This window comes from Micromonospora sp. WMMD812 (assembly GCF_027497215.1).
Lineage (GTDB): Bacteria > Actinomycetota > Actinomycetes > Mycobacteriales > Micromonosporaceae > Micromonospora.
In genome coordinates, this window is record NZ_CP114904.1 from 5957132 (window position 1) to 5977500 (window position 20369).

The following is a 20369-nucleotide window of genomic DNA, read 5'->3' on the forward strand; positions in this document are numbered from 1 at the left end:
GGATGAGGGCATGGCCGAGCCGCACGACCTGACCGCGTTGGAGCAGGCCGCCGCGATCGCCCGCGGCGACCTGTCCAGCGCCGAGTTGGTCGCGCACCACCTCGACCGGGTGGCCGCGCTCGGTGACACCGTGGGGGCGTTCGTGACCGTCACCGCCGAGCCGGCCGCGCAGGCGGCCACGGCGGCGGACGCGGTCCCGGCCGGGCAGCGCGGCCCGCTGCACGGGGTGCCGACCGCGATCAAGGACCTCACCCTCACGGCCGGCGTGCGGACCACCTTCGGCTCGGCCGCGTTCGTCGACTTCGTGCCGCCGGTGGACGCCGACGTGGTCCGGTTCATCCGGGCGGCCGGCCTGGTGAGCCTGGGCAAGACCACCACCTCCGAGCTGGGCTGTTCGCTCTACTCGGAGGGGCGGGTCGCGCCGCCGGCCCGCAACCCGTGGGACCTGGCCTACACGGCGGGCGGCTCCAGCGGCGGCGCGGCGGCCGCGGTGGCGGCCGGGCTGGTCCCGGTGGCCCAGGGCTCGGACGGCGGTGGCTCGCTGCGCATCCCCGCCGCGCTCTGCGGCCTGGTCGGCTACAAGCCCAGCCGGGGCCTGGTCTCCGGCGGCCCGCTCGGCTTCGGCGCGTTCGGTCTGCCCACCCACGGCCCGATCGGGCGCACCGTCGCCGACGTCGCCGCCCTGCTCGACGTGATGGCCCAGCCGGTGCTCGGCGAGCCCTACCTGCCGCCGGTCGCGCCGCCCGGCGGCTACCTGGCGGCGGCCCGCGCGGCCGCCCCCGGCCGGCTGCGGATCGGCCGGTTTACCGCCCCGATGCTCGCCGAGGAGCCGGTGCACCCGGACTGCGTCGCCGCCGTGGACCGGGCGGCCGCGCTGCTCGCCGCCGCCGGCCACGAGGTGATCGACGTGCCGTCGCCGCTCGGGCCCGCGGCGTGGCCGCTCTTCGAGATCGTCTGGTACGTGCTGGCGCTCTCCCCGGTGCCGCCGGAGCGGGAGAGCGAGCTGCTGCCGCTGACCCGGTTCCTCCGGGGCCGGGGCGCGGGGATCTCCGCCGGCACGCTCTCCGCCACGCTCGGCGAACTCCAGGCCCAGGTACGCCTCGGCGCCCGGCGTACGGCCGGCTGCGACCTGCTGCTCTGCCCCACCCTCGCCGCCCCGCAGGCGCCGGTGGGCTGGTTCACCGCCGACGGTGACCCGGAGGCGGACTTCGACCGGCAACGACGGTTCTCGCCCTACTGCGCCATCTTCAACGTCACGGGCGAACCGTCGGTCTCCCTGCCGGTCGGCACCACGGCCGCCGGGCTCCCCGTGGGGGTGCTGCTCACCGGCCGGTACGGTGACGACGCGCGGCTGATCGCCACCGCTGCGGAACTGGAGAACTCCAGTGACGGATGGGATCGCCACCCCGCAATCTGGCGGGCCGTGGACTCCGCTAACGTGAATGGCAGCGGAGTCGGGCGGTCGACGCCCTGATCCTGTCCACCCGACCTGAATGTTCGAGGTCTCTTCTTCCGCCTGGGGGCGTTGGGATTGTCTGTTACCGACACGTTGCTGGTCTTCGTCGGCATCCCGGCGGCCGCCGTACTGGTGATCGGCGGCCTCGCGTACGTTGCCCACCGCGGTGGCGGTGGCGGCGGTGGTGGCGGCCGCGCCAAGCGCTACCGGCCCGGCCGGCCCTTCGACTTCACTCCGGTCTGGTTCCTCGGCCGTCCGGAGCAGCTGGCCGACTCGGCCGGCACCGCCCTGGCAGCGGGCGCCCAGGCGCCGGCGCTGACCAGCCGCAAGCAGGAACAGGCCGGCCGGGAGGCGCCGGCCGGTGGAACCGGAGGCGCAAGTGACCGTTGGTGAGACGCAGCGTCAGGTGGGGACCCCGCCCGAGGTGCTCGACGGCCCGTTCTCGACTCGGCAGCTGCTGCGCATCGACGAGGCGCTGCGCCTGGCCGACCAGGGCACCGGCCTGGTCTTCTCGGTCTTCGTCGGCGGCCTCGACGAGCCGATCCGCGAGCACGCCGAGCGGCTGCACCGTCAGCTCGCCGACCCCGACCGGTCGGTGCTGATCGCGGTGTCGCCCAACCAGCGTCAGCTGGAGGTCGTCACCGGCCGCCACGCGCGCAAGCGCATCCCGGACACGTACGCCAAGCTCGCCGCGCTGTCCATGGTCGCGGCGTTCGGCGGCGGCGACCTGGCCGGCGGCATCATCAACGGCCTCGACCAGCTCGCCAGCCACGCCGGCAAGGGCTGAGCCCCGCACGCACGACGAAGCCCGGTCCGCCCTCAGGCGGGCCGGGCTTCTCGCGTCAGCGCGGCCGGACGCTCGGGTCGAGCCGCATCGGCCACGGCTCGGACAAAGCTCTGCCGGATCGGGCCGGGGCCGGCGTGGGCTTCACCCACGCCGGCCCCGGGCCGGGTGCTGTCGTGCGGGCGCCGCTCAGGCGGTCTGGGCGTCCCGGGCGCGTGCCTTGAGGGCCCGGACCACGCCGTCCCGGCCCTCGGCGACCAGCCGACGCAGCGGCGCCGGGTGCCCGTCACCGGCCAGCCAGGCGTCGGTCTCCGCGACCGTGTCGTCGTCCACCTGGTACGCCGGGTAGGCGAGCTGGGCGAACTCCTGTGCCGGCTCGCTGTCCCGGCTGGCCCACACCTGGCCGACCGCCGCGAAGTACCGCTCCCGGTACGGGGTGACCAGCTCGACCTGCGTCGGGTGCGCGAAGCCCTGCAGCAGCGCCCGGTGCCGCCAGTTCGGCAGCGCCTCGGGCCCGGTCAGCTGGGCCCACACGGCGGCCTTGTTCTCCGCCGTCGGCACCAGCGCGTGCACGTACGCGGCCTCCCGCTCGCCGCTCGCGGTGCGGTCGCCGGCCAGCTCGGCCTCCACGTCGGCGGGGCCGGCCGCGCCGTTGGCCACCAGCGAGGCGAGCAGCCCCCACCGCAGCTCGGTGTCGATGGTCAGCCCGGTCGGCACGCCCGTGCCGTCCAGCCAGCCGCGCAGGGTGGCCAGGTCCTCGCTGGAACGGGCCGCCGAGGCGTACGCGCGGGCCCAGGCGAGCTGGAAGCCGCTGCCCGGCTCGGCGGCGGCGAGCGCGGTCTTCGCGGTGCGGGCCAGCTCGGCCCAGCCGGTCGGCGCCCAGGTGGGGTCGGCGTAGAAGGTGAGCGTGGTGGTGGCCTGCCGCAGCGTCGCGGTGACCAGGTTGATGTCGTTCTCGGCGGGCAGCCCCGCCAGCACCAGCGCAACGTAGTCCCGGGCGGCCAGCTCGGCGTCGCGGATCATGTCCCACGCGGCCGTCCAGCAGAGCGCGCGGGCCAGGGACGACTCGAAGCCGGCGATGTGCTGCACCACGGTCGCCAGCGACGCCTCGTCGAGCCGCAGCTTGGCGTACGTGAGGTCGTCGTCGTTGAGCAGCAGCACGTCGGCCGCCCGCTCCCCGGCCAGCGCGGTGAGCTCGGTCCGCTCACCGGTGACGTCCACCTCCAGCCGCTGCCGGCGGACCAGGCGCCCGTCGGCCAGGTCGTAGAGGCCGACGCCGGTGCGGTGGGTGCGCAGCGTCGGGTGCCCGGCCGGCGCCTCCTGCCGGACCACCACCGACTGGTAGGTGCCGTCCGCGCCGACGGTCACCTCCGGCCGCAGCGTGTTGACCTGGGCGGTCTCCAGCCACTGCGCGGCGAACTTGCGCAGCTCCCGACCCGAGGCCGCCTCCAGCTCGGAGAGCAGGTCGTCGAAGGTCGCGTTGCCCCAGGCGTGCTTGCCGAAGTACGCCCGCAGCCCGGCCAGGAACGGCTCCTCGCCGACGTACGCGACCAGTTGCTTGAGCACGCTCGCGCCCTTGGCGTACGTGATGCCGTCGAAGTTGACCTCGACGGCCTCCATGTCCGGCATCTCGGTGTAGACCGGGTGGGTGGAGGAGAGCTGGTCCTGCCGGTAGCCCCAGTTCTTGCGGATCGACAGGAAGGTCGTCCAGGCGTCGCGGAACCGGGTGGCGTGGGTGTTGCACCAGTGGCTCGCCCACTCGGCGAACGACTCGTTCAGCCACAGGTCGTTCCACCAGCGCATGGTGACCAGGTCACCGAACCACATATGGGCCAGCTCGTGCAGGATCGTGTTGGCCCGCTGCTCGTACTCGAAGTCGGTGACCTGCGAGCGGAAGATGTAGTGCGACTCGGCGTGCGTCACGCAGCCGAAGTTCTCCATCGCGCCGGCGTTGAAGTCGGGCACCCAGAGCTGGTCGTACTTGGGCAGCGGGTAGCGCACACCGAACTTCTCGTGGAAGAAGTCGAAGCCCTGCTTGGTGATCAGGAAGAGGTCGTCCGCGTCCAGGTACTGCGCCATCGACGCTCGGCAGTAGACGCCCAGGTCGATGCCGTCGTGGCTGTCGCGCACCTCGTGGTACGGGCCGGCGCACAGCGCGGTGATGTAGGTGCTCATCCGGACCGACCGGGCGAAGTGGATGGTCTTCAGGCCCTCGCCCGCCGGCTCCTCCCGCTCCACCGGCATGTTGGAGACCACCCGCCAGTGGTCCGGCACGGTGGCCCGCCAGGTGTACTCGCTCTTCAGGTCGGGCTGGTCGAAGCAGGCGAACACCCGCTGCGCGTCGGCCGTCTCGAATTGGCTGTAGAGGTAGGTCTCGCCGTCCACCGGGTCGACCGTGCGGTGCAGGCCCTGCCCGCTGTTCGAGTAGCCGAAGTCGGCGTCGACCACCAGCGTGTTCTCGCTGTCCAGGCCGGACAGGGTGAGCCCCTTCTCGGCCGACCAGTCGGCGAGGTCCACCGGCGATCCGTTCAGCGTCGCCGAGCGCACCGACTCGGCGGCCACCTCGATGAACGTGCTCGCGCCCGGCTCCGCGCAGCGGAACCGCACCTCCGTGGTGGACCGGAACGTGCGGCCCTCGGCCGCCTGCACTGCGGTCGACAGGTCCAGACTGATGTCGTACCCGGTCACCTCGAGCAGGCGGGCCCGCTCGGTCGCCTCGACCTGTGTCAGGTTGCGCACTCCCGGCACTGTTCGTCTCCATCCCACTCGCCGTACGCCGCCGTGGCGCCTTCGCCGGCCGCTCGTGGCGGTCGGCCCGGGACCGAGTCTTGCACGCACCGGCACCTGGCGGTGGCCGAGGTCACGCTCTCATTCCGCTGTCGGTCGACGGCCCGCGGGGTGAAGATCGGGGTGAGGCGCCGCAGGCGCGGCGTCACCCGTCGTGAAGGGACCGCACCGTGACCGATCGTGTCACCGTCGACATGTGGTTCGACCCGGCTTGCCCGTGGGCCTGGATCACCTCCCGCTGGCTGCTCGAGGTCGAGCAGGTCCGTGACGTGGACATCCGCTTCCACGTGATGAGCCTGGCCGTGCTCAACGAGGGCCGGGACCACCTGCCCGAGGAGTACAAGGAGTTCCTCCGCACCGCCTGGGGCCCGGTCCGGGTCTGCATCGCGGCCGAGCAGCGGTACGGCGGTGACGTCCTCCGCAAGCTCTACACCGCGCTCGGCACCCGGATCCACCTCGTCAAGGAGGAGCGGGGCCCCGAGCTGTACGTCGCCGCGTTGACCGACGCCGGTCTGGACCCGGCGCTGGCGGCGGCCGCGGACAGCACCGACCACGACGAGGCGCTGCGGGCGAGCCACGAGGCCGGCATGCGGCCGGTCGGCCAGGACGTCGGCACTCCGGTGATCCACGCCCCCGGCCCGGACGGCAGCCCGGTCGCCTTCTTCGGTCCGGTGATCACCCCCGCACCGAAGGGCGAGGCCGCCGGCCGGCTCTGGGACGGCGTCCTGCTGGTCGCCGGCACGCCGGGCTTCTACGAGCTGAAGCGGACCCGCGAACTCGGCCCGATCTTCGACTGATCCCGACGACCGACCGGCCCCGGCCCGCGCCGGGGCCGGTCAACACCCGTGACGGGCTGACGAACTCCCGTCACCGCCCCGCCGCCGATCTCGTTTTGCCGGGTGTCCGCCGCAGCGATTCGCAAACCGCAACCTGCAGCTCGTGGAGGCATCCCGATGGCCAAGCACCGCCAACTGTCCGGTGACGACCCGCTGAACCGGGAGGAGGAGGCGACCGAGAGCCCGGCGTACTGGTCGGTCGACGACTCCAGATGGCCCGCGCTCCGGCCCGACCTTCCCGCGGACGTGGCGGACCTGCTCGCTCCGCCGATCGTGGTGGGCGTGGCCCGGGTGGCGCCGACCTCCCGGCTGACCCCGCCCGGAGCCCCCACGCGGAGCCGGCGGGCCCTGCCCACGCCGGCCGCCGCCCGCGGGCCGGTCGGCGCCCACGGGCCGGTCGGCGGGCCCGTGCCGTCCGGCCGGCACCGGCGGCCGGCCGAGCAGACCGGCTGAGCGGGGCCACCGCGATGGCCGCCCGTCCGGGTCACCGCTTTCACAGAGTGGACGACGGCCCGGGTCCGCGTCCCGCCCCACCCCGGCGACGGTAGCGTCAGCGGGCATGACGGTCGTGCATCCGATCGCCCGGGCCTGGATCACCACTGGCGGCACCGGCGCGCAGAACTACGACGAGTTCGCCGACGACGCGGAGATCACCGCGATCATCGAGGCGAACCCGCACAGTGCCCTCGGCGTCGAGATGCCGCACCGGGCGCCGGAGAGCCTCGGGAAGTCCTTCCTCGACGCGCTGCCCGACGCCGTGGCCCGGCTCGCCGAGGCCAAGGCCGACGGCAGCTACACGCCCGCCGAACAGGTGGTGGTGCTCTACCGGATCACCGCGCCGGGGGAGGAGCCGGCGTACGGGCTCTTCGCGATGGTGGACACCGACCAGATCTCCACCCGGGCCGACGAGCCCGGCCTGGTGATCCGCAACGAGGACGTCTTCATCGCCAAGGTGCGCGAGCGCGTCGCCCTGGCCGACGCGCTCGGGCACCTGCTCTCGCCGGTGCTGCTGCTCCAGACCGGGCGCGGTGAGGAGCTGCACGTGGCGCTCGCCGCGGCGACCGACGTGGCCGGCGTCCCCGCCGCGACCGACACCGACCAGGCCGGCCGCACCCACGCGATCTGGCTCGTCGGCCCTGGCCCCGAGCAGGGCGAGCTGACCGCGCTGGCCGGTGGTGGCGAACTGGTGGTCGCCGACGGCAACCACCGCAGCCTCGCGGCGCAGACCGGCGGCCTGCCGCGCTTCCTGGCGGTGGTCACCACGCCCGGGTCGGTGGCCATCCAGCCGTACAACCGGTTGGTCAGCGAGCTGACCACCACCGGCGCGGAGCTGCTCGACCGGCTCCGCGCCGCCGGCGCGGAGATCACCCCGATCGACGGCCCGGTCGAGGTCCCGGCGGCCGGCGGCACCGTCCATCTCCGGCTCGACGGCCGGGGGTACGCGGTGACGCTGCCGCACGTCGACGGCGACCGCCTGGAGAACCTCGACCACGCCCTGGTGGAGCGACTGCTGCTGCGGGACGCGCTCGGCCTCGACCCCGGCGACAAGCGGATCACCTACGTCGGCGGCGACTACCCGGCGAGCTGGCTCACCGGTGAGGTCGACGCCGGGCGGGCCGAGCTGGCCGTCCTGATCGCCCCGGTGACCGTGGACGACTTCGTCGCGGTCAACCTGGCCCGGGAGAAGATGCCCCGCAAGAGCACCTGGTTCACGCCGAAGGCGCGCGGTGGCCTGGTGGCCGCCGAGATCGTGCGCTGAGCTGTGACGAATCCGCCTCGGTGGCGCCGCCCGCGCGGCGTCGCCGGTGGCGGCCTGAGAGACTTCGCGGTATGCGCGTCTACCTGGGATCCGACCACGCCGGTTACGAGCTGAAGGTGCACCTGGCCAACTATCTGGCCAAGCACGGCTACGAGGTGGTGGACGTCGGGCCGCACGGGTTCGACCCGGACGACGACTACCCGACCTTCTGCCTCAACACCGGCGACCGGGTGGTGGTCGACCAGGGCAGCCTCGGCGTGGTCATCGGCGGCTCCGGCAACGGGGAGCAGATCGCGGCGAACAAGATCCAGGGGGTGCGGGCCGCGCTGGCCTGGAACCTCGAGACGGCCCAACTCGCCCGCGAGCACAACGACGCGAACATCATCGCCATCGGCGCCCGCCAGCACACGCTGGACGAGGCGACCGCGATCGTCGAGACGTTCCTCAGCACGCCGTTCTCCGGCAACGAGCGGCACGCCCGGCGGATCGGCCAGGTCGCCGCGTACGAGCAGACCCGGGAGCTGCCCCCGCTGCCCTGACCGGGCAGCCCCGCTGAGGCCGCCGGCTGGCGGCCCTCAGCGCGGGGAGCGGGGCAGTTCCTCGCGGGGCACCCAGTTGCGCCGCACCACGACCACCCGGGCTTCGGCCTCGGCCAGGTCCGCCTCGGTGGGCCGGGCGGCGTCCCGGGCCCGCAGGGCGGCGCTCAGCCCCACCTGTGAGGAGCCCGAGCCGACCAGGCCGCGCAGCCCCCGCTCGCTGTCCCGGTCGTCGCTCGCCGGGCCCTGGCGGCGGGGCGACTCCCCGTCGTGCACGCCGGCCGTGGTGGCCGACAGCCCGTCGGCGCCCCGCCCCACGGCGTCTCCGTCGGCGTGCCGCATCCGCCGTCTCCGTCGCTCCGCGTCCCCCATGCTCCCGACCGTACCGCCGCGGCACGCCGCTCGCGCCCCTCGCGCGCCCGGCCGGCCCGGCCTTCCCATCCCGGCGCTCGCGTGCCCGATCCGGCGCCACCGCCTCCGGCACCTGCCGCCCCGGTGCCCTTCCCCGTCCGGCCACGCCACCACTCGGCGCCGCCTTTGGAGCTGAGTCGATCCGGACATCGGTAGTGAGTCGTTTGCGATATCAGCTCCCAAGCGTCCGCGCACCACGTCACCAGGCGACCCGGGGCGCCGGGCCTCCGGTTGCGTTGCCAACCACCGTCGAGCGGATGGTGCGGGCGGTGGTGGGGTCGGCGACCGGTTTGCCGCGTGGCTACCCTCGGACTCAGACGGCGGCCGGGTCGGGTCGTCGGTCAGGGGAGGAAACCGAGATGGCGGACCAGACACAGCCCTGGGCGGAGCGCACCGTCGAGGTGCCCCCGCAGTCCGGTGTCGGGGTGCCAGCGCAACAGGACGCGTTCCGCCGGGGCGTGGCCTCGGTCGGGCAGCCGCGAGCGCCGCGTACCGAGCCGTTCCCCGTGGTCGAGCAGGAACCGACCGGCACCGGGTGGCCCGGCGGTCCGGCGCCGCGCCGGCCCATGAGCTGGCATCTGGCCCAGCTGAGGCGCGGCAGCGAGTGGAGCACCGCCGGTGCGCTCTTCGCGTTCGTCTGCTGGGGGATCTGGGCGATCTCCGGTGAGGGCAATCTGACCGGGCCGTTCATGATCTTCGTGCTCAGCCTGCTGGTCGCGGTCGGGCTCTTCGCCCTCTCCCGGCTGGTCGGCCGGGTGGTCCTGGAACGGCAGCTGGGCCGGGTCCGGCGCAGCGCCCGTGGCGCGCACCTGGTGACGGCGCTCTTCCTGGCCGGTCTCGGCGTCGCCTGGCTGCAGCAGACCGAGTGGGTCGTCTCCGCCTGGAACTGGATCACCGGCCGCTGACCCGCTGGCTGCGGCCGGTCGACGCCGCCCGCCGACCCGGTGGTACGCCCGGGCGGGCCTGCCGACGCCGCCCGCCCGCGCGTACCGGTCGCGGAGCGCCGCGACTCCGGGTCGTTTCCCCACCAGGTGCGGCTGCTTACCCGGCCGGCCGCGGTTCATCCGCGCCGGCCGGGTAAGCACCTGATCGGTCAGCCGTCCTGCGCCGCGGCGTAGTCGCGTGCCACCCGGACGAGTTCCACCAGGCCGCCGGCGTACTCCTGGGACTCGCCGTGCGCCTCGGGGAACGGCGGCTGGAAGCCGACGCCCTCCCACTGGCCGGTGGCGGCGTTCCAGCGGTCGTTGCCCACTTCGAAGTCCCAGGCGAAGATCCCCAGCTCGTAGTAGAGCTGGTCCGCCGAGTTGCCGGCGGCCGAGTAGAGCACGTCCGCGACCGGCCCTGTCTGCGACGGCCAGGTGACGGTGCCGCGCTCCTGGGCGATCGCGCCCACGATGCGCCGGGCGCTGTCCAGGAAGAGCTTCGACTCGTCGATCGAGGGCCGGGGCAGCGTGACCCGACCGTCCGCCCGGTACGCCCCCGGCGGCCACATGAAGTACCCGCCGTAGGAGTGCACGTTCATCGCGAACTTGATGTTGGGGTGGGCCTGGGCCAGCGCGATGACGTTGCGGCTCTCCGGCTCGGACAGCTCGGCCGTCCCGGCGTAGTTGCCGGAGAGGCAGTTGCCGCTCGCGCCCACGTACCCGTCGAAGTACGAGCCGACCGTGTAGTTGCGGTTCAGGTCCACGCCCCACGAGTCGCGGTACCGCGGGTCGCGGCTGGTGCCCGTGCAGTGGTTCACCAGGTTCTTGCGCTGGAAGTTGTAGTCGTGGAAGGAGTAGTTGGCGCCGTCCGGGTTGACCGTCGGGATGACGAAGACATCCACCTGCTCCAGCAGCTCCCGCGTGGCCGGGTCGGTCCGCGCGTTCGCCAGCATCCGCTCGGCGAACTCCAGCGTGACCAGCGGCGTCGCCCACTCGCGGGCGTGCTCCTGGGAGTACGCGAGCACCCCGATCCGGGAGCCGTCCCGGTGCGCGCCGATGCGCAGCGCCTGCACCGTCCACGGCCGGCTCGGCACCTCGGCGCCCTCGAGCCCGTCGTCGAGACGGGCCGGCCCGGCGACCGGCATCGGCAGCCCGGCCGAGCCCTCCTCGACGTACGCCCGGAACCGGTCCGGGAACCGCGCGGTGACCGCGGCGGCCACGTCGTCCGTGCTGCTTGTGATCTTTCCGGCGGCGTCGGTGGCGAGTGAGACGGTCAGCACCCGGTCCCGGTAGCCGACGGAGAGGGCCCGGCCCGGCCGGCCCGGGTCGACGGTCCGCACCTGGACGCCGTTCATGCCCTGGTCGCCAAAGCGCACCGACTCGACCACCACCGCCGCGGCGGCGGGGTCGCCGAGGTACGCGGCGGCGGTGCGCCGGTAGCCCTGGGTGCGGTGCGGGAGATCGATCACGTCGACCAGGTCCCGGTACTGGCGGCCCAGCCGCTTGATCCGCGCCTGGATGTCCACCGGCGTGAGGTACGCGTCGATGAAGTCCTTCTGGTAGCCGGCGGGCAGCGGCGGCGGAGTGGCGTTCGGCCAGGACGCCGGGGTGACGGCCCGGCTGACCCCGCCGAGGCTGGACGAGGCCGTCACCTGCACCGGCCGGCCCGGCACCGGCTGGGGAAGCGCGTAGTGGTACTGGTACTCGCCCGAGTCCTCGAACCGGAAGAGCGGGAAGGAGCCGGTCGCGCCGTCGGCGGTCCGCCAGCTCACCGTGATCTCCACGTCCGGATCGTCGGTGGCCGTGGTCGCCACCTGGGTCTGCAGGAACGTCTGACCCCCGGTGCTCCACCAGTACGCCTGGAGGAACTGCAGGGTGTCGACGGCCGTCGTCGCGCCGGCCGTACGCTCGCGGGCCGTCGGGGCGCGGAGGCCGGCCGCGGTGCGGCTCTGCGCGGCGCGGAGGCTCTCGGCGAGGTGCCGGGCGCCGTCGCCCTCCCGCTGCACCACCTGGATCGCGGTGGCGCCCTGGGCGGTCAGCGCCGCCAACTGCGCGCCGGTCAGCACCAGGTCGGCGAGCACCCGCCCGTCCGCGGAGCGGGGACGGGTGGCGAGGTCGGCCCCGCCGGCGACGAGCTGGTCGAGCTGCGCCTGGTCGCGCAGCTGCACCCGGACCACGGCGCTCTCGCCGCTGGCCAGGGTGACCGTGGGTGGGGCTGCGGCCGGCGCGGCCGCGCCGGGGCCGGGATGGGACAGCACCGCGCTGAGCAGGATCGCTGCGGTGGCGGCAGCCGTCCACCGTCGTGGGACGATCATCTTCCCTCCTGACGGACGTCGATGTCACAGGTACTCCACACCAGTGCACGGATCGAAGACTGTCAAGACCGTGCCGACGCTGGCGGCGTTTCGTGGCGGCGGGGAGGGGAACGCGTCGGGATCCGCGGTCGTGAAGGAGCGCGCATGCCCGACCTGCCCACCCAGGAAGATCCGCGCCTGTCCCCGGTCGTCGCCAACGACCGGGTCTGCACCGGCGTCACCACGGTCGGCGGGCGGATCTTCGTGAGCTTCCCCGGGGCCGACGGGCCCGGCGTGCAGGTGGCCGAGGCGCTGCCGGACGGTCGGCGGGTTCCCTGGCCGGACGCGTCCTGGAACGCGGTCCGCGACGACCACTTCCCCGAGGGGGCGTACGTGCACGTCAACGGCCTGCGTACCGGGCCGGACGGGCAGCTCTGGATCGTCGACTCCGGCGCGCCCGGGCTCGGCCAGCCACAGGTCCCCGGCGGCGCCCGGTTGATCGTCGTGGCGCCCGGCTCGGGGGAGGTGACCCGGATCCTCGACCTCGGCGAGGCGGTCCGGGAGACCAGCTACGTCGACGACGTCCGGTTCAACGGCGGCACCGCCTACCTGACCGACGCGGGCGCCGCCGGGCTGATCGTGCTCGACCTGGCGACCGGACGAGCCCGCCGGGTGCTCGACGGGCACCCGAGCACGGTGGGTCGGCCGCTGGTGGCTGACGGACAGGTGCTGTGCGGCCCGGACGGGGCGGAGGTCGTCCTGCACGTCGACCAGTTGGAGGTCTCGCCCGACGGGCGGTACCTGTACTACCAGCCGGCCTCCGGCGGCCTGTCCCGGATCGAGACCCGCTGGCTCGACGACCCGACGGTGGCGTCCGACACGGTGGCCGAGCACATCGAGCGCTGGCTGGAGACGCCGACGACCGGCGGCACCGCCATCGACGCGGCGGGCACGATCTACCTCAGCGACGCCGAGCGGCGCCGTGTCCGCACCATCTCACCGCAGGGCGAGGTGGCGACGCTGGTCGCCGACCCCCGCCTGATCTGGGTGGACGCGATGTGGATCGACGCCGGCGGCGACCTCTGGCTCCCGGCCGCGCAGCTCCACCGGACGCCAGGCCTGTCCGGCGGCGCCCAGCGGGTCGACTACCCGGTCTGGATCTACCGGATGCACATCGGCGTCGGCCCCGCGCCGAACGACCACGCCTGACCGGCCGTCGGGCCGAGTCGATCAGCGGCCGTCCCGCGCCTCCGCGCCCCGGCGGCCCAGCCAATCCTCGCGCGTGACGGCGTACTCGACCTCGCCGAGTTCGGTGCCCGGCAGCGGGTCGTCGTGCTGCAGGTGGAACGTGCGGACGTACGCCAGGCCGACGGCGGCCATCGTGGCGCGGGATCCGGCGTTGACCGTCATGGTTTCGGCGAAGATCCGGGTCAGCCCCAGGTCCTCGAACCCGTGCCGGATCAGCTCGCGGGCGCCCTCGCTGGCCAGCCCCTGCCGCCAGTACCGGCGCAGCAGCCGGTAGCCGAGTTCGGCCTGGCCGTCGACCGGCCCCTGGTCGGCGCGCTCCGGTGGCTCGAGGATCCACCAGCCGACGAACGCCCCGTCGACGAGGCCGGCCCAGAAACCCAGGCCCGGCACCCGCTCGGCGACCGCGAGCCGCCGGCGGTGGAGGCCTTCGACCTCCGCATGGGTACGCGGCGTGCCGAGGTACCGCATGACCTCGGGGTCGGCGTCGAGTTCCACCTCGTGCTCGAGATGCTCGTCGGAGAGCGGCACGAGCCTGATCCGGCTGGTCCGCAACGTGGCCTGGGGCATGGACCGGATTCTCGCCCCTCCCACCCGGCAAGATCAGCCGAATTTCTCCGCGCGATGCACCCGTCCGCGCGGGCCTCGCCGGCCTCGGCTCGACCTGGACCGGGTGTGGGGCGGCGGGGAGCTACGGACGCCGGGTCAGCCGCCACCCGAGAGATGGCGCGGCGGTGGCGGTGTCGGCGCGCAGCGGAACGCGTACCCCGGCGGCCTCCACCGAGCCGACCACCTGTCCGGCGGGAACCTCGGGGCCCGGCGCGACGGTCTCGACCCGGACCGGGACCGCCAGACCCGGCCAGCCGATCACCGTCAGCGGCGCGGCCGGGCTGACCGCGGCCGTGGCACCCCAAGCGGTCTCCACCCGACCCACCGGTGCGGCCGCGAGCAACGCGTATTCCTTGACGATGCGGCGCAGCGCCGCGAGCAGTCGCCGGACCACCGTGTTGACCGCGGCGAGCTGTTCCGGCGTGTCGGTGCCCGGCTGGTTGAACACCGCACCGACAACGATCAACGTACGCGCGCCCACCTTGAGCCGGGCGGCGAAGACGAGGTTGCCGCCGGCCTCGTCGGTCGAGCCGGTCTTGATGCCGAAGACGCCGTCGACGCCGAGCAGGTCGTTGTAGTTCCTGATCCGACCGGCGACCGGGATGGTGGCCTCGCGCAGCTCGACGATGTGGGCGAAGACCGGCATCTTCAGCGCGGCCCGAGCGAGAGCGACCTGGTCGGCTGCCGTGCTGACGGTGCTCGGCAGAAAGCCGCTCGGGTCGGTGTAATGCGTGTCGGTCAGTCCCAACTCGTCCGCCGCGGCGTTCATCTTGGCGACGAAGGCGCCCTCGCTGCCGGAGTCCCAGACCGCGAGTTGATGGGCGATGTTGTTGGCCGAGGGAAGCATGAGCGCCTCCAACGCCTCCCGCTCGGTGATCCGTTCCCCGGCGACGACCGGCACCAGCGACTGCCCGCTGGGGATGCGTGCCCGGTAGTCGGCCACGTCGGCGTCCGTGACGGTCAGCGTCGGGCCCTGTTCCGCGCCCTTGAGCGGGTGCTCCTTGAGGATGACGTACGCCGTCATCACCTTCGCCACGCTCCCGATCGGCTGGGCGGCTCCGCCCCCGGAGCCACCGATTCGGCCCAGACTCTCGACCATGAGTTCCGCCGAGCCCCTGCTCGCCCAGGGCAGCGACGGCGCCGGACCCGGAATCCGCAGCGTCGAGGCGATCGAGGTGCTGACGGCCGCCGCGGGAAGCTCGCGGGTGAGCTGCACCGCGACGCCCGATCCGAGGAGCGCGGCCAGGACGAGCACGACGACCACGGGGAGCAGCCAGCGGCGCCGTTTCCGCACGGAGGCGGGACCAGCATCCCCCTCGGCACCGGGGTGCGACCCGGACCTGGCGGGCTGACCATCGCGGACCGGGGCGGCGGCACGGTCGGCCGGCTGCCCGACGGCGCGGTTGCCGGCCACGGGTACGGCCGCCCGACCCGCGGCGGGGCGGGGCTCGCCGGCGCGACTGCCGTACACGGCGCCGCCGGATCGACGCGGAACGGGACCCGCCCGGTGACCGAACTCGCCCGGCGCCGAACTGCCCTGTTCGCCCTCGTCTCTCGACCGTCCCACCTGCGGCATCTACACGCCTTCTTTCCCCCGACCCAGTAAGACGCAGTCACCGAAGGTAACAAGTCACGGGGCTCGTCGTCGCCCCTCGGCCGGGCGGACTCTGCGGAGGACCGCGGGCGGTCTTCGCCGCCGTTCCGGTCCGAGCGCCCCGCGGAACGATCCACCGGCGCTGAGAAAGACGCCCATCAACAGGGCGGACCTGGAGCGGGCGACGGGAATCGAACCCGCACCGTCAGTTTGGAAGACTGAAGCTCTGCCATTGAGCTACGCCCGCGTGCGCCCGGGCGCAGCCGGACGCGCCGACAGACTACCCGGTCCCGAGGCTGCCCGCGCAGCCGCCTCGGCCGCGCGCCGCCCCGCGGTCGCGCCTCCCATGATCCGCCCTACTTCACGGAAAGTGTGGCCTCCGCGCGGCCGCAGCCCACAAGTTCCGTGATGTTGTCGCCTCCCGGGTCTCCCGCGCCCTTTCCCGGGGGAGCGTCGAGGAGGGCGAAGTGTCGGGTTGGCCGTGCCCCGTGGCCCGGGCCGGGCTCCGACGTCATACACTTCTCGTCGCCACGGGGTGTGGCGCAGCTTGGTAGCGCACTCGCTTTGGGAGCGAGGGGCCGTGGGTTCAAATCCCGCCACCCCGACAGTCGTCCGCGGCCGGGTCGCCCCGGGGGCGCCGCATTTTCCGCGCGGTCCCCGGGCGCTGCCGGAAAGCCCGGCCGGCTCGCCTACACTCGATGGGCTGAATCACGCCCAGACTCAACTGAGATCCGTCAAGGAGTACGCCTGTGAAGAGCACCGTCGAGACTCTGAGCCCGACGCGCGTGCGGCTCGCCATCGAGGTGCCGTTCGTCGAGCTCGAGCCGAGCCTCAGGAAGGCGTACCGGGAGATCGGCCAGCAGGTCCAGGTTCCCGGCTTCCGCCGGGGGAAGATTCCGGCCGCCGTCATCGACCAGCGGGTGGGCCGGGGCACCGTCCTCAACGAGGCGGTGCAGGAGGCCATCCCCGAGAACATCCTCGCCGCGGTGCGTGAGCACGACCTGAAGACGCTGGGCCGTCCGGAGGTCGAGATCACCGAGTTCAACGACGGTGACTCGCTCAACTTCACCGCCGAGGTCGACGTCCGTCCGGAGATCACCCTGCCCGACCTGTCGACGGTCGAGGTGACCGTGGACGAGCTTCAGATCGACGAGAGCGAGATCGACGAGCAGGTGAACAACCTGCGTGAGCGGTTCGCCACCCTGAAGACCGTCGAGCGAGCCGCCCAGGAGGGCGACTACGTCCAGATCGACCTCAACGCGACCGTCGACGGCGAGGACGTGCCCGGCGGCTCGGCGAGCAACATCTCCCACGAGGTCGGCAGCAAGCAGCTGCTGCCGGGCCTGGACGAGGCCGTGGTCGGCCTCGCGGCCGGCGACAGCACCACCTTCACCACCCAGCTCGTCGGCGGCGACTTCGCCGGCCGGGACGCCGAGGTGGCGGTGACCGTCCGCACGGTCAAGGAGAAGGAGCTGCCGGAGCTCGACGACGAGTTCGCGCAGATGGCGAGCGAGTTCGACACGATCGAGGAGCTCCGCGGCGACCTGCGTGAGCGGGTCACCCGGGGCAAGCAGGTCGAGCAGATCTACGCCGCCCGCGACAAGGCTCTCGAGCAGCTCGTCGCCGCCGCCGAGGTCCCGGCGCCGGAGGGCGTCGTCCGCGAGGAGGTCGACAGCCGCAAGCAGGCCATGATCGACCAGCTCGAGCGGATCGGCGCGACCCTGGAGGACTACCTCGCCTCGGAGGAGAAGACCGAGGAGCAGATCGACGCCGAGCTGACCGAGGCGGCGACCGAGGGCGTCAAGGTCCAGCTGCTGCTCGACACGCTGGCCGACGCCGAGGACGTCCAGGTCTCCGACGACGAGTTCGGTCACGAGATCGTGCACCGGGCCCAGCGCGCCGGGATGGCTCCGCAGCAGTACTACGACCAGCTGGTCCGCTCGGGCGCCGCGGCCGCCGTCTTCGGGGACGTCCGGCGCGGCAAGGCGCTCGCGTCGGTCATGGAGCGGATCACGATCAAGGACGCCGCCGGCAACGAGGTGACCCTCGACGCGCTGCGCGCCGCCAACGAGGCCGCGCACAACCACGACCACGAGCACTGATCGTCGGGTGTGGCCGCCGTCCGCCGCTCGCGGCTGGCGGCGGCCACAGCCGTTTCCGGGTACGTCCCGAGGCTGACTGCGCTGAGAGCGAACAGTGCCACGACCGGGACTCTGCCGCCCGGCCGAGCGGTTAGTGTCGGGTAGGACGGTACGGAGAGCGAAGGGCTGCCATGACCGACATGCACATCCCAGCGAAGCCGCTCCGGGCGATTGACGCCCGAGGTGGCGACACCATTGGCAACCTCGACGACTCGGTCTACAACCGGTTGCTCAAGGAGCGCATCATCTTCCTGGGCAGCGAGGTGACCGACCAGGTCGCCAACCGCATCTGCGCGCAGCTGCTGCTGCTCGCCGCGGAGGACCCGGACCGCGACATCAACCTCTGGATCAACTCGCCGGGTGGCTCGGTCTACTCCGGCATGGCGATCTACGACACGATGCAGTTCATCGACAACGACGTGTCGACCGTGGCGATGGGCATGGCTGCCTCGATGGGTCAGCTGCTGCTCTGCGCGGGCACCAAGGGCAAGCGCTACGCCCTGCCGCACGCGCGGATCATGATGCACCAGCCGTCGGGCGGCATGGGCGGCACCGCCGCCGACATCGCGATCCAGGCGGAGCAGATGCTCTACACGAAGCGGATGTTCCAGGAGCGGGTCGCGCACCACACCGGTCAGGACCCCGCGCAGATCGAGGCCGACTCGGACCGCGACCGTTGGTTCACCGCCCAGGAGGCCGTGGACTACGGCTTCATCGACAAGGTCATCACCGGAGCCACCCAGGTTCCGGAAGGTGCCGGGACCCTGAGCTGAGGAGCTGACGATGACTGACCTGAGTTTGCCGCCCCAGTTCGCGGCCGTGCACAACCGCTACGTGTTGCCGTCGTTCGTCGAGCGCACGTCGTACGGGGTCAAGGAGTCGAACCCGTACAACAAGCTCTTCGAGGACCGGATCATCTTCCTCGGCGTGCAGGTGGACGACGCGTCGGCCAACGACGTGATGGCCCAGCTGTTGACGCTCGAGGGCACCGACCCGGACCGCGACATCATCATGTACATCAACTCGCCGGGTGGTTCGTTCACCGCCATGACGGCGATCTACGACACCATGCAGTACGTCCGGCCGGACATCCAGACCGTCTGCCTCGGCCAGGCCGCGAGCGCGGCGGCGGTGCTGCTGTCCGCGGGCACCCCGGGCAAGCGGATGGCGCTGCCGAACTCCCGGATCATCATCCACCAGCCGGCCACCGAAGGCGGCTACGGGCAGGGCTCGGACATCGAGATCCAGGCCCGGGAGATCCTGCGGATGCGGACGCAGCTGGAGGACATGCTGTCCCGCCACTGCAACCAGCCGGTCGAGAAGGTCCGCAAGGACATCGACCGCGACAAGATCATGACGGCCGAGGAGTCCCGCGAGTACGGGCTGGTCGACACGATCCTGACCAGCCGCAAGAAGGGCCTGCTGGCCGCCAACGCCGCCAGCTGAGCAGTACCGGGTCGGAGGTCGGCCGGGACGGAGTTCCTGGCCGACCTCTGACACACCCGATTTGGGGGTCGGAGAAAACCCCGCCAGCGGGTAACGTCGGGTCTGTACCGCTTCGCTGGGTCGGACCGGCGAGGTGAACAGGACGGGGCGGTTCGCAGCCGCCGCGGGTCATGGCCGGGTCCCCGGCCGGTGAGTGCAGGGAGAACGTAGGTGGCACGGATCGGTGACGGCGGCGACCTACTGAAGTGCTCCTTCTGCGGCAAGTCGCAGAAGCAGGTCAAGAAGCTCATCGCGGGTCCCGGGGTCTACATCTGCGACGAGTGCATCGATCTCTGCAACGAGATCATCGAAGAGGAGCTGGCCGAGTCCGGCGAGGTGAAGTGGGAAGAGCTTCCCAAGCCGATGGAGATCTGCCAGTTCCTCGACAACTACGTCGTGGGGCAGGACCAGGCCAAGAAGGCGCTCGCCGTCGCGGTCTACAACCACTACAAGCGGATCCAGGCCGAGTCGGCCGGCGGCTCCGGCGGTGACGCCGTCGAGCTGGCCAAGTCCAACATCCTCCTGCTCGGGCCGACCGGATGCGGCAAGACCCACCTGGCGCAGACCCTCGCCCGGATGCTGAACGTCCCGTTCGCGATCGCCGACGCCACCGCGCTCACCGAGGCCGGCTACGTCGGTGAGGACGTGGAGAACATCCTCCTCAAACTCATCCAGGCCGCCGACTACGACATCAAACGCGCCGAGACGGGCATCATCTACATCGACGAGGTCGACAAGATCGCCCGCAAGTCCGAGAACCCCTCGATCACCCGGGACGTCTCCGGTGAGGGCGTCCAGCAGGCGCTGCTCAAGATGCTCGAAGGCACCGTGGCCAACGTGCCGCCGCAGGGCGGCCGGAAGCACCCGCACCAGGAGTTCATCCAGATCGACACCACCAACGTGCTGTTCATCTGCGGTGGTGCGTTCGCCGGCCTGGATCAGATCATCGAGGCGCGCACAGGGCAGGGCGGCACCGGCTTCGGCGCCCGACTCCGGGCCGTCTCCGAGCGCTCGACCGACGACATCTTCAGCCAGGTGATGCCGGAGGACATGCTCAAGTTCGGGCTGATCCCCGAGTTCATCGGCCGGCTCCCGGTGATCACGAGCGTGCGCAGCCTGGACCGGCAGGCCCTGGTCCGCATCCTCACCGAGCCGCGTAACGCGCTGGTCCGGCAATACCAGCGGCTCTTCGAGCTCGACGGGGTCGAGTTGGAGTTCGAGGAGCCCGCGCTCGAGGCGATCGCCGACCAGGCCATGCTTCGCGGCACCGGTGCCCGTGGCCTCCGCGCGATCATGGAAGAGGTCCTGCTCTCCGTGATGTACGAGGTGCCGAGCAACCCCGACGCCGCCCGGGTGCTGATCACCCGCGAGGTGGTCCTGGAGAACGTCAACCCGACGATCGTGCCCCGCGAGTTCACCGGCCGGCGCGCCCGCCGGGACCGCGAGGAGAAGTCGGCCTGACCCACGCACCGGTCCGGCCCGCGGGTGTCCGTGGCCGGCCCTGTCCCG

18 protein-coding genes and 2 tRNA genes are annotated in these 20369 nt (G+C 72.6%); 14 read left to right on the plus strand and 6 right to left on the minus strand.

All coding sequences use genetic code 11. The features are described 5' to 3' along the window. The first annotated feature begins 10 nt into the window (after window positions 1–10). The 3 genes from O7603_RS27595 to O7603_RS27605 all read left to right on the plus strand — a co-directional run bounded on the left by O7603_RS27595 (window position 11) and on the right by O7603_RS27605 (window position 2243). Window positions 11–1474, plus strand: coding sequence for an amidase (locus O7603_RS27595; RefSeq protein ID WP_281572652.1), 1464 nt, complete (start codon window positions 11–13; stop codon window positions 1472–1474). 75 nt (window positions 1475–1549) lie between these two features. Then, window positions 1550–1849, plus strand: a complete 300-nt coding sequence (locus O7603_RS27600) for a hypothetical protein (protein WP_281576837.1) — start codon at window positions 1550–1552, stop codon at window positions 1847–1849. Continuing rightward, window positions 1836–2243 (plus strand): DUF5130 family protein, encoded by a 408-nt coding sequence (locus O7603_RS27605; protein ID WP_281572653.1) that lies wholly within the window; start codon window positions 1836–1838, stop codon window positions 2241–2243. Before O7603_RS27600 ends, O7603_RS27605 begins: the two co-directional genes overlap by 14 nt. Before the next feature lie 186 nt (window positions 2244–2429). Here the strand turns inward: O7603_RS27605 and pepN are convergent, their stop codons facing one another. Beyond that, window positions 2430–4979, minus strand: coding sequence for an aminopeptidase N (gene pepN / locus O7603_RS27610; protein WP_281572654.1), 2550 nt, complete (start codon window positions 4977–4979; stop codon window positions 2430–2432). Between the two features lie 218 nt (window positions 4980–5197). On the opposite strand from pepN, the gene O7603_RS27615 reads away from it, so the two are divergent. The 4 genes from O7603_RS27615 to O7603_RS27630 all read left to right on the plus strand — a co-directional run bounded on the left by O7603_RS27615 (window position 5198) and on the right by O7603_RS27630 (window position 8161). Next, window positions 5198–5824 (plus strand): disulfide bond formation protein DsbA, encoded by a 627-nt coding sequence (locus tag O7603_RS27615; RefSeq protein ID WP_281572655.1) that lies wholly within the window; start codon window positions 5198–5200, stop codon window positions 5822–5824. A 156-nt stretch (window positions 5825–5980) separates the two neighbouring features. Beyond that, complete coding sequence (locus O7603_RS27620) at window positions 5981–6316, plus strand: hypothetical protein (protein ID WP_281572656.1); 336 nt, start codon at window positions 5981–5983, stop codon at window positions 6314–6316. A 106-nt stretch (window positions 6317–6422) separates the two neighbouring features. Continuing rightward, a complete protein-coding gene (locus O7603_RS27625) occupies window positions 6423–7622 on the plus strand; it encodes a DUF1015 family protein (RefSeq protein ID WP_281572657.1) in 1200 nt (399 codons plus the stop codon). Between the two features lie 71 nt (window positions 7623–7693). Then, window positions 7694–8161: a ribose-5-phosphate isomerase gene (locus tag O7603_RS27630; protein ID WP_281572658.1), complete on the plus strand. Its 468-nt coding sequence runs from the start codon at window positions 7694–7696 to the stop codon at window positions 8159–8161. A gap of 36 nt (window positions 8162–8197) precedes the next feature. Here O7603_RS27630 and O7603_RS27635 read toward each other — a convergent pair whose 3' ends face one another. Next, the gene (locus O7603_RS27635) at window positions 8198–8530 is read right to left on the minus strand and encodes a hypothetical protein (RefSeq protein ID WP_281572659.1); all 333 of its coding nucleotides are present in this window, start codon (window positions 8528–8530) and stop codon (window positions 8198–8200) included. A 398-nt stretch (window positions 8531–8928) separates the two neighbouring features. Between O7603_RS27635 and O7603_RS27640 the strand changes: the two genes are divergently transcribed. Further along, entirely contained in the window at window positions 8929–9474 is a 546-nt protein-coding gene (locus O7603_RS27640; protein ID WP_281572660.1) for a hypothetical protein, read from the plus strand. Window positions 9475–9662: 188 nt separating this feature from the next. On the opposite strand, the gene O7603_RS27645 is transcribed toward O7603_RS27640, so the two are convergent. Continuing rightward, window positions 9663–11807, minus strand: a complete 2145-nt coding sequence (locus O7603_RS27645; protein WP_281572661.1) for a M14 family zinc carboxypeptidase — start codon at window positions 11805–11807, stop codon at window positions 9663–9665. 144 nt (window positions 11808–11951) lie between these two features. Here O7603_RS27645 and O7603_RS27650 point away from each other — a divergent pair, with 144 nt between their 5' ends. Continuing rightward, on the plus strand, window positions 11952–12995 hold the full coding sequence (locus O7603_RS27650; RefSeq protein ID WP_281572662.1) for an L-dopachrome tautomerase-related protein: 1044 nt from the start codon (window positions 11952–11954) through the stop codon (window positions 12993–12995). Window positions 12996–13016: 21 nt separating this feature from the next. On the opposite strand, the gene O7603_RS27655 is transcribed toward O7603_RS27650, so the two are convergent. The 3 genes from O7603_RS27655 to O7603_RS27665 form a co-directional block, all read right to left on the minus strand. Beyond that, complete coding sequence (locus O7603_RS27655) at window positions 13017–13601, minus strand: GNAT family N-acetyltransferase (RefSeq protein ID WP_281572663.1); 585 nt, start codon at window positions 13599–13601, stop codon at window positions 13017–13019. Between the two features lie 121 nt (window positions 13602–13722). Next, on the minus strand, window positions 13723–14934 hold the full coding sequence (locus O7603_RS27660) for a D-alanyl-D-alanine carboxypeptidase (protein ID WP_281572664.1): 1212 nt from the start codon (window positions 14932–14934) through the stop codon (window positions 13723–13725). Between the two features lie 473 nt (window positions 14935–15407). Beyond that, a tRNA-Gly gene (locus O7603_RS27665) sits at window positions 15408–15481 on the minus strand. A 284-nt stretch (window positions 15482–15765) separates the two neighbouring features. Between O7603_RS27665 and O7603_RS27670 the strand changes: the two genes are divergently transcribed. From O7603_RS27670 to clpX, 5 genes are all read left to right on the plus strand, one after another. Further along, window positions 15766–15839, plus strand: a tRNA-Pro gene (locus tag O7603_RS27670). Window positions 15840–15983: 144 nt separating this feature from the next. Then, window positions 15984–17336 carry a trigger factor gene (gene tig / locus O7603_RS27675; protein WP_281572665.1) on the plus strand — a complete coding sequence of 451 codons (1353 nt, stop codon included), beginning with the start codon at window positions 15984–15986 and terminating at the stop codon, window positions 17334–17336. Between the two features lie 170 nt (window positions 17337–17506). Continuing rightward, window positions 17507–18148: an ATP-dependent Clp protease proteolytic subunit gene (locus O7603_RS27680; RefSeq protein ID WP_281572666.1), complete on the plus strand. Its 642-nt coding sequence runs from the start codon at window positions 17507–17509 to the stop codon at window positions 18146–18148. Window positions 18149–18158: 10 nt separating this feature from the next. Next, window positions 18159–18821: an ATP-dependent Clp protease proteolytic subunit gene (locus O7603_RS27685; RefSeq protein WP_281572667.1), complete on the plus strand. Its 663-nt coding sequence runs from the start codon at window positions 18159–18161 to the stop codon at window positions 18819–18821. Between the two features lie 210 nt (window positions 18822–19031). Continuing rightward, complete coding sequence (clpX, locus tag O7603_RS27690) at window positions 19032–20321, plus strand: ATP-dependent Clp protease ATP-binding subunit ClpX (protein WP_281572668.1); 1290 nt, start codon at window positions 19032–19034, stop codon at window positions 20319–20321. Window positions 20322–20369: the final 48 nt, after the last annotated feature.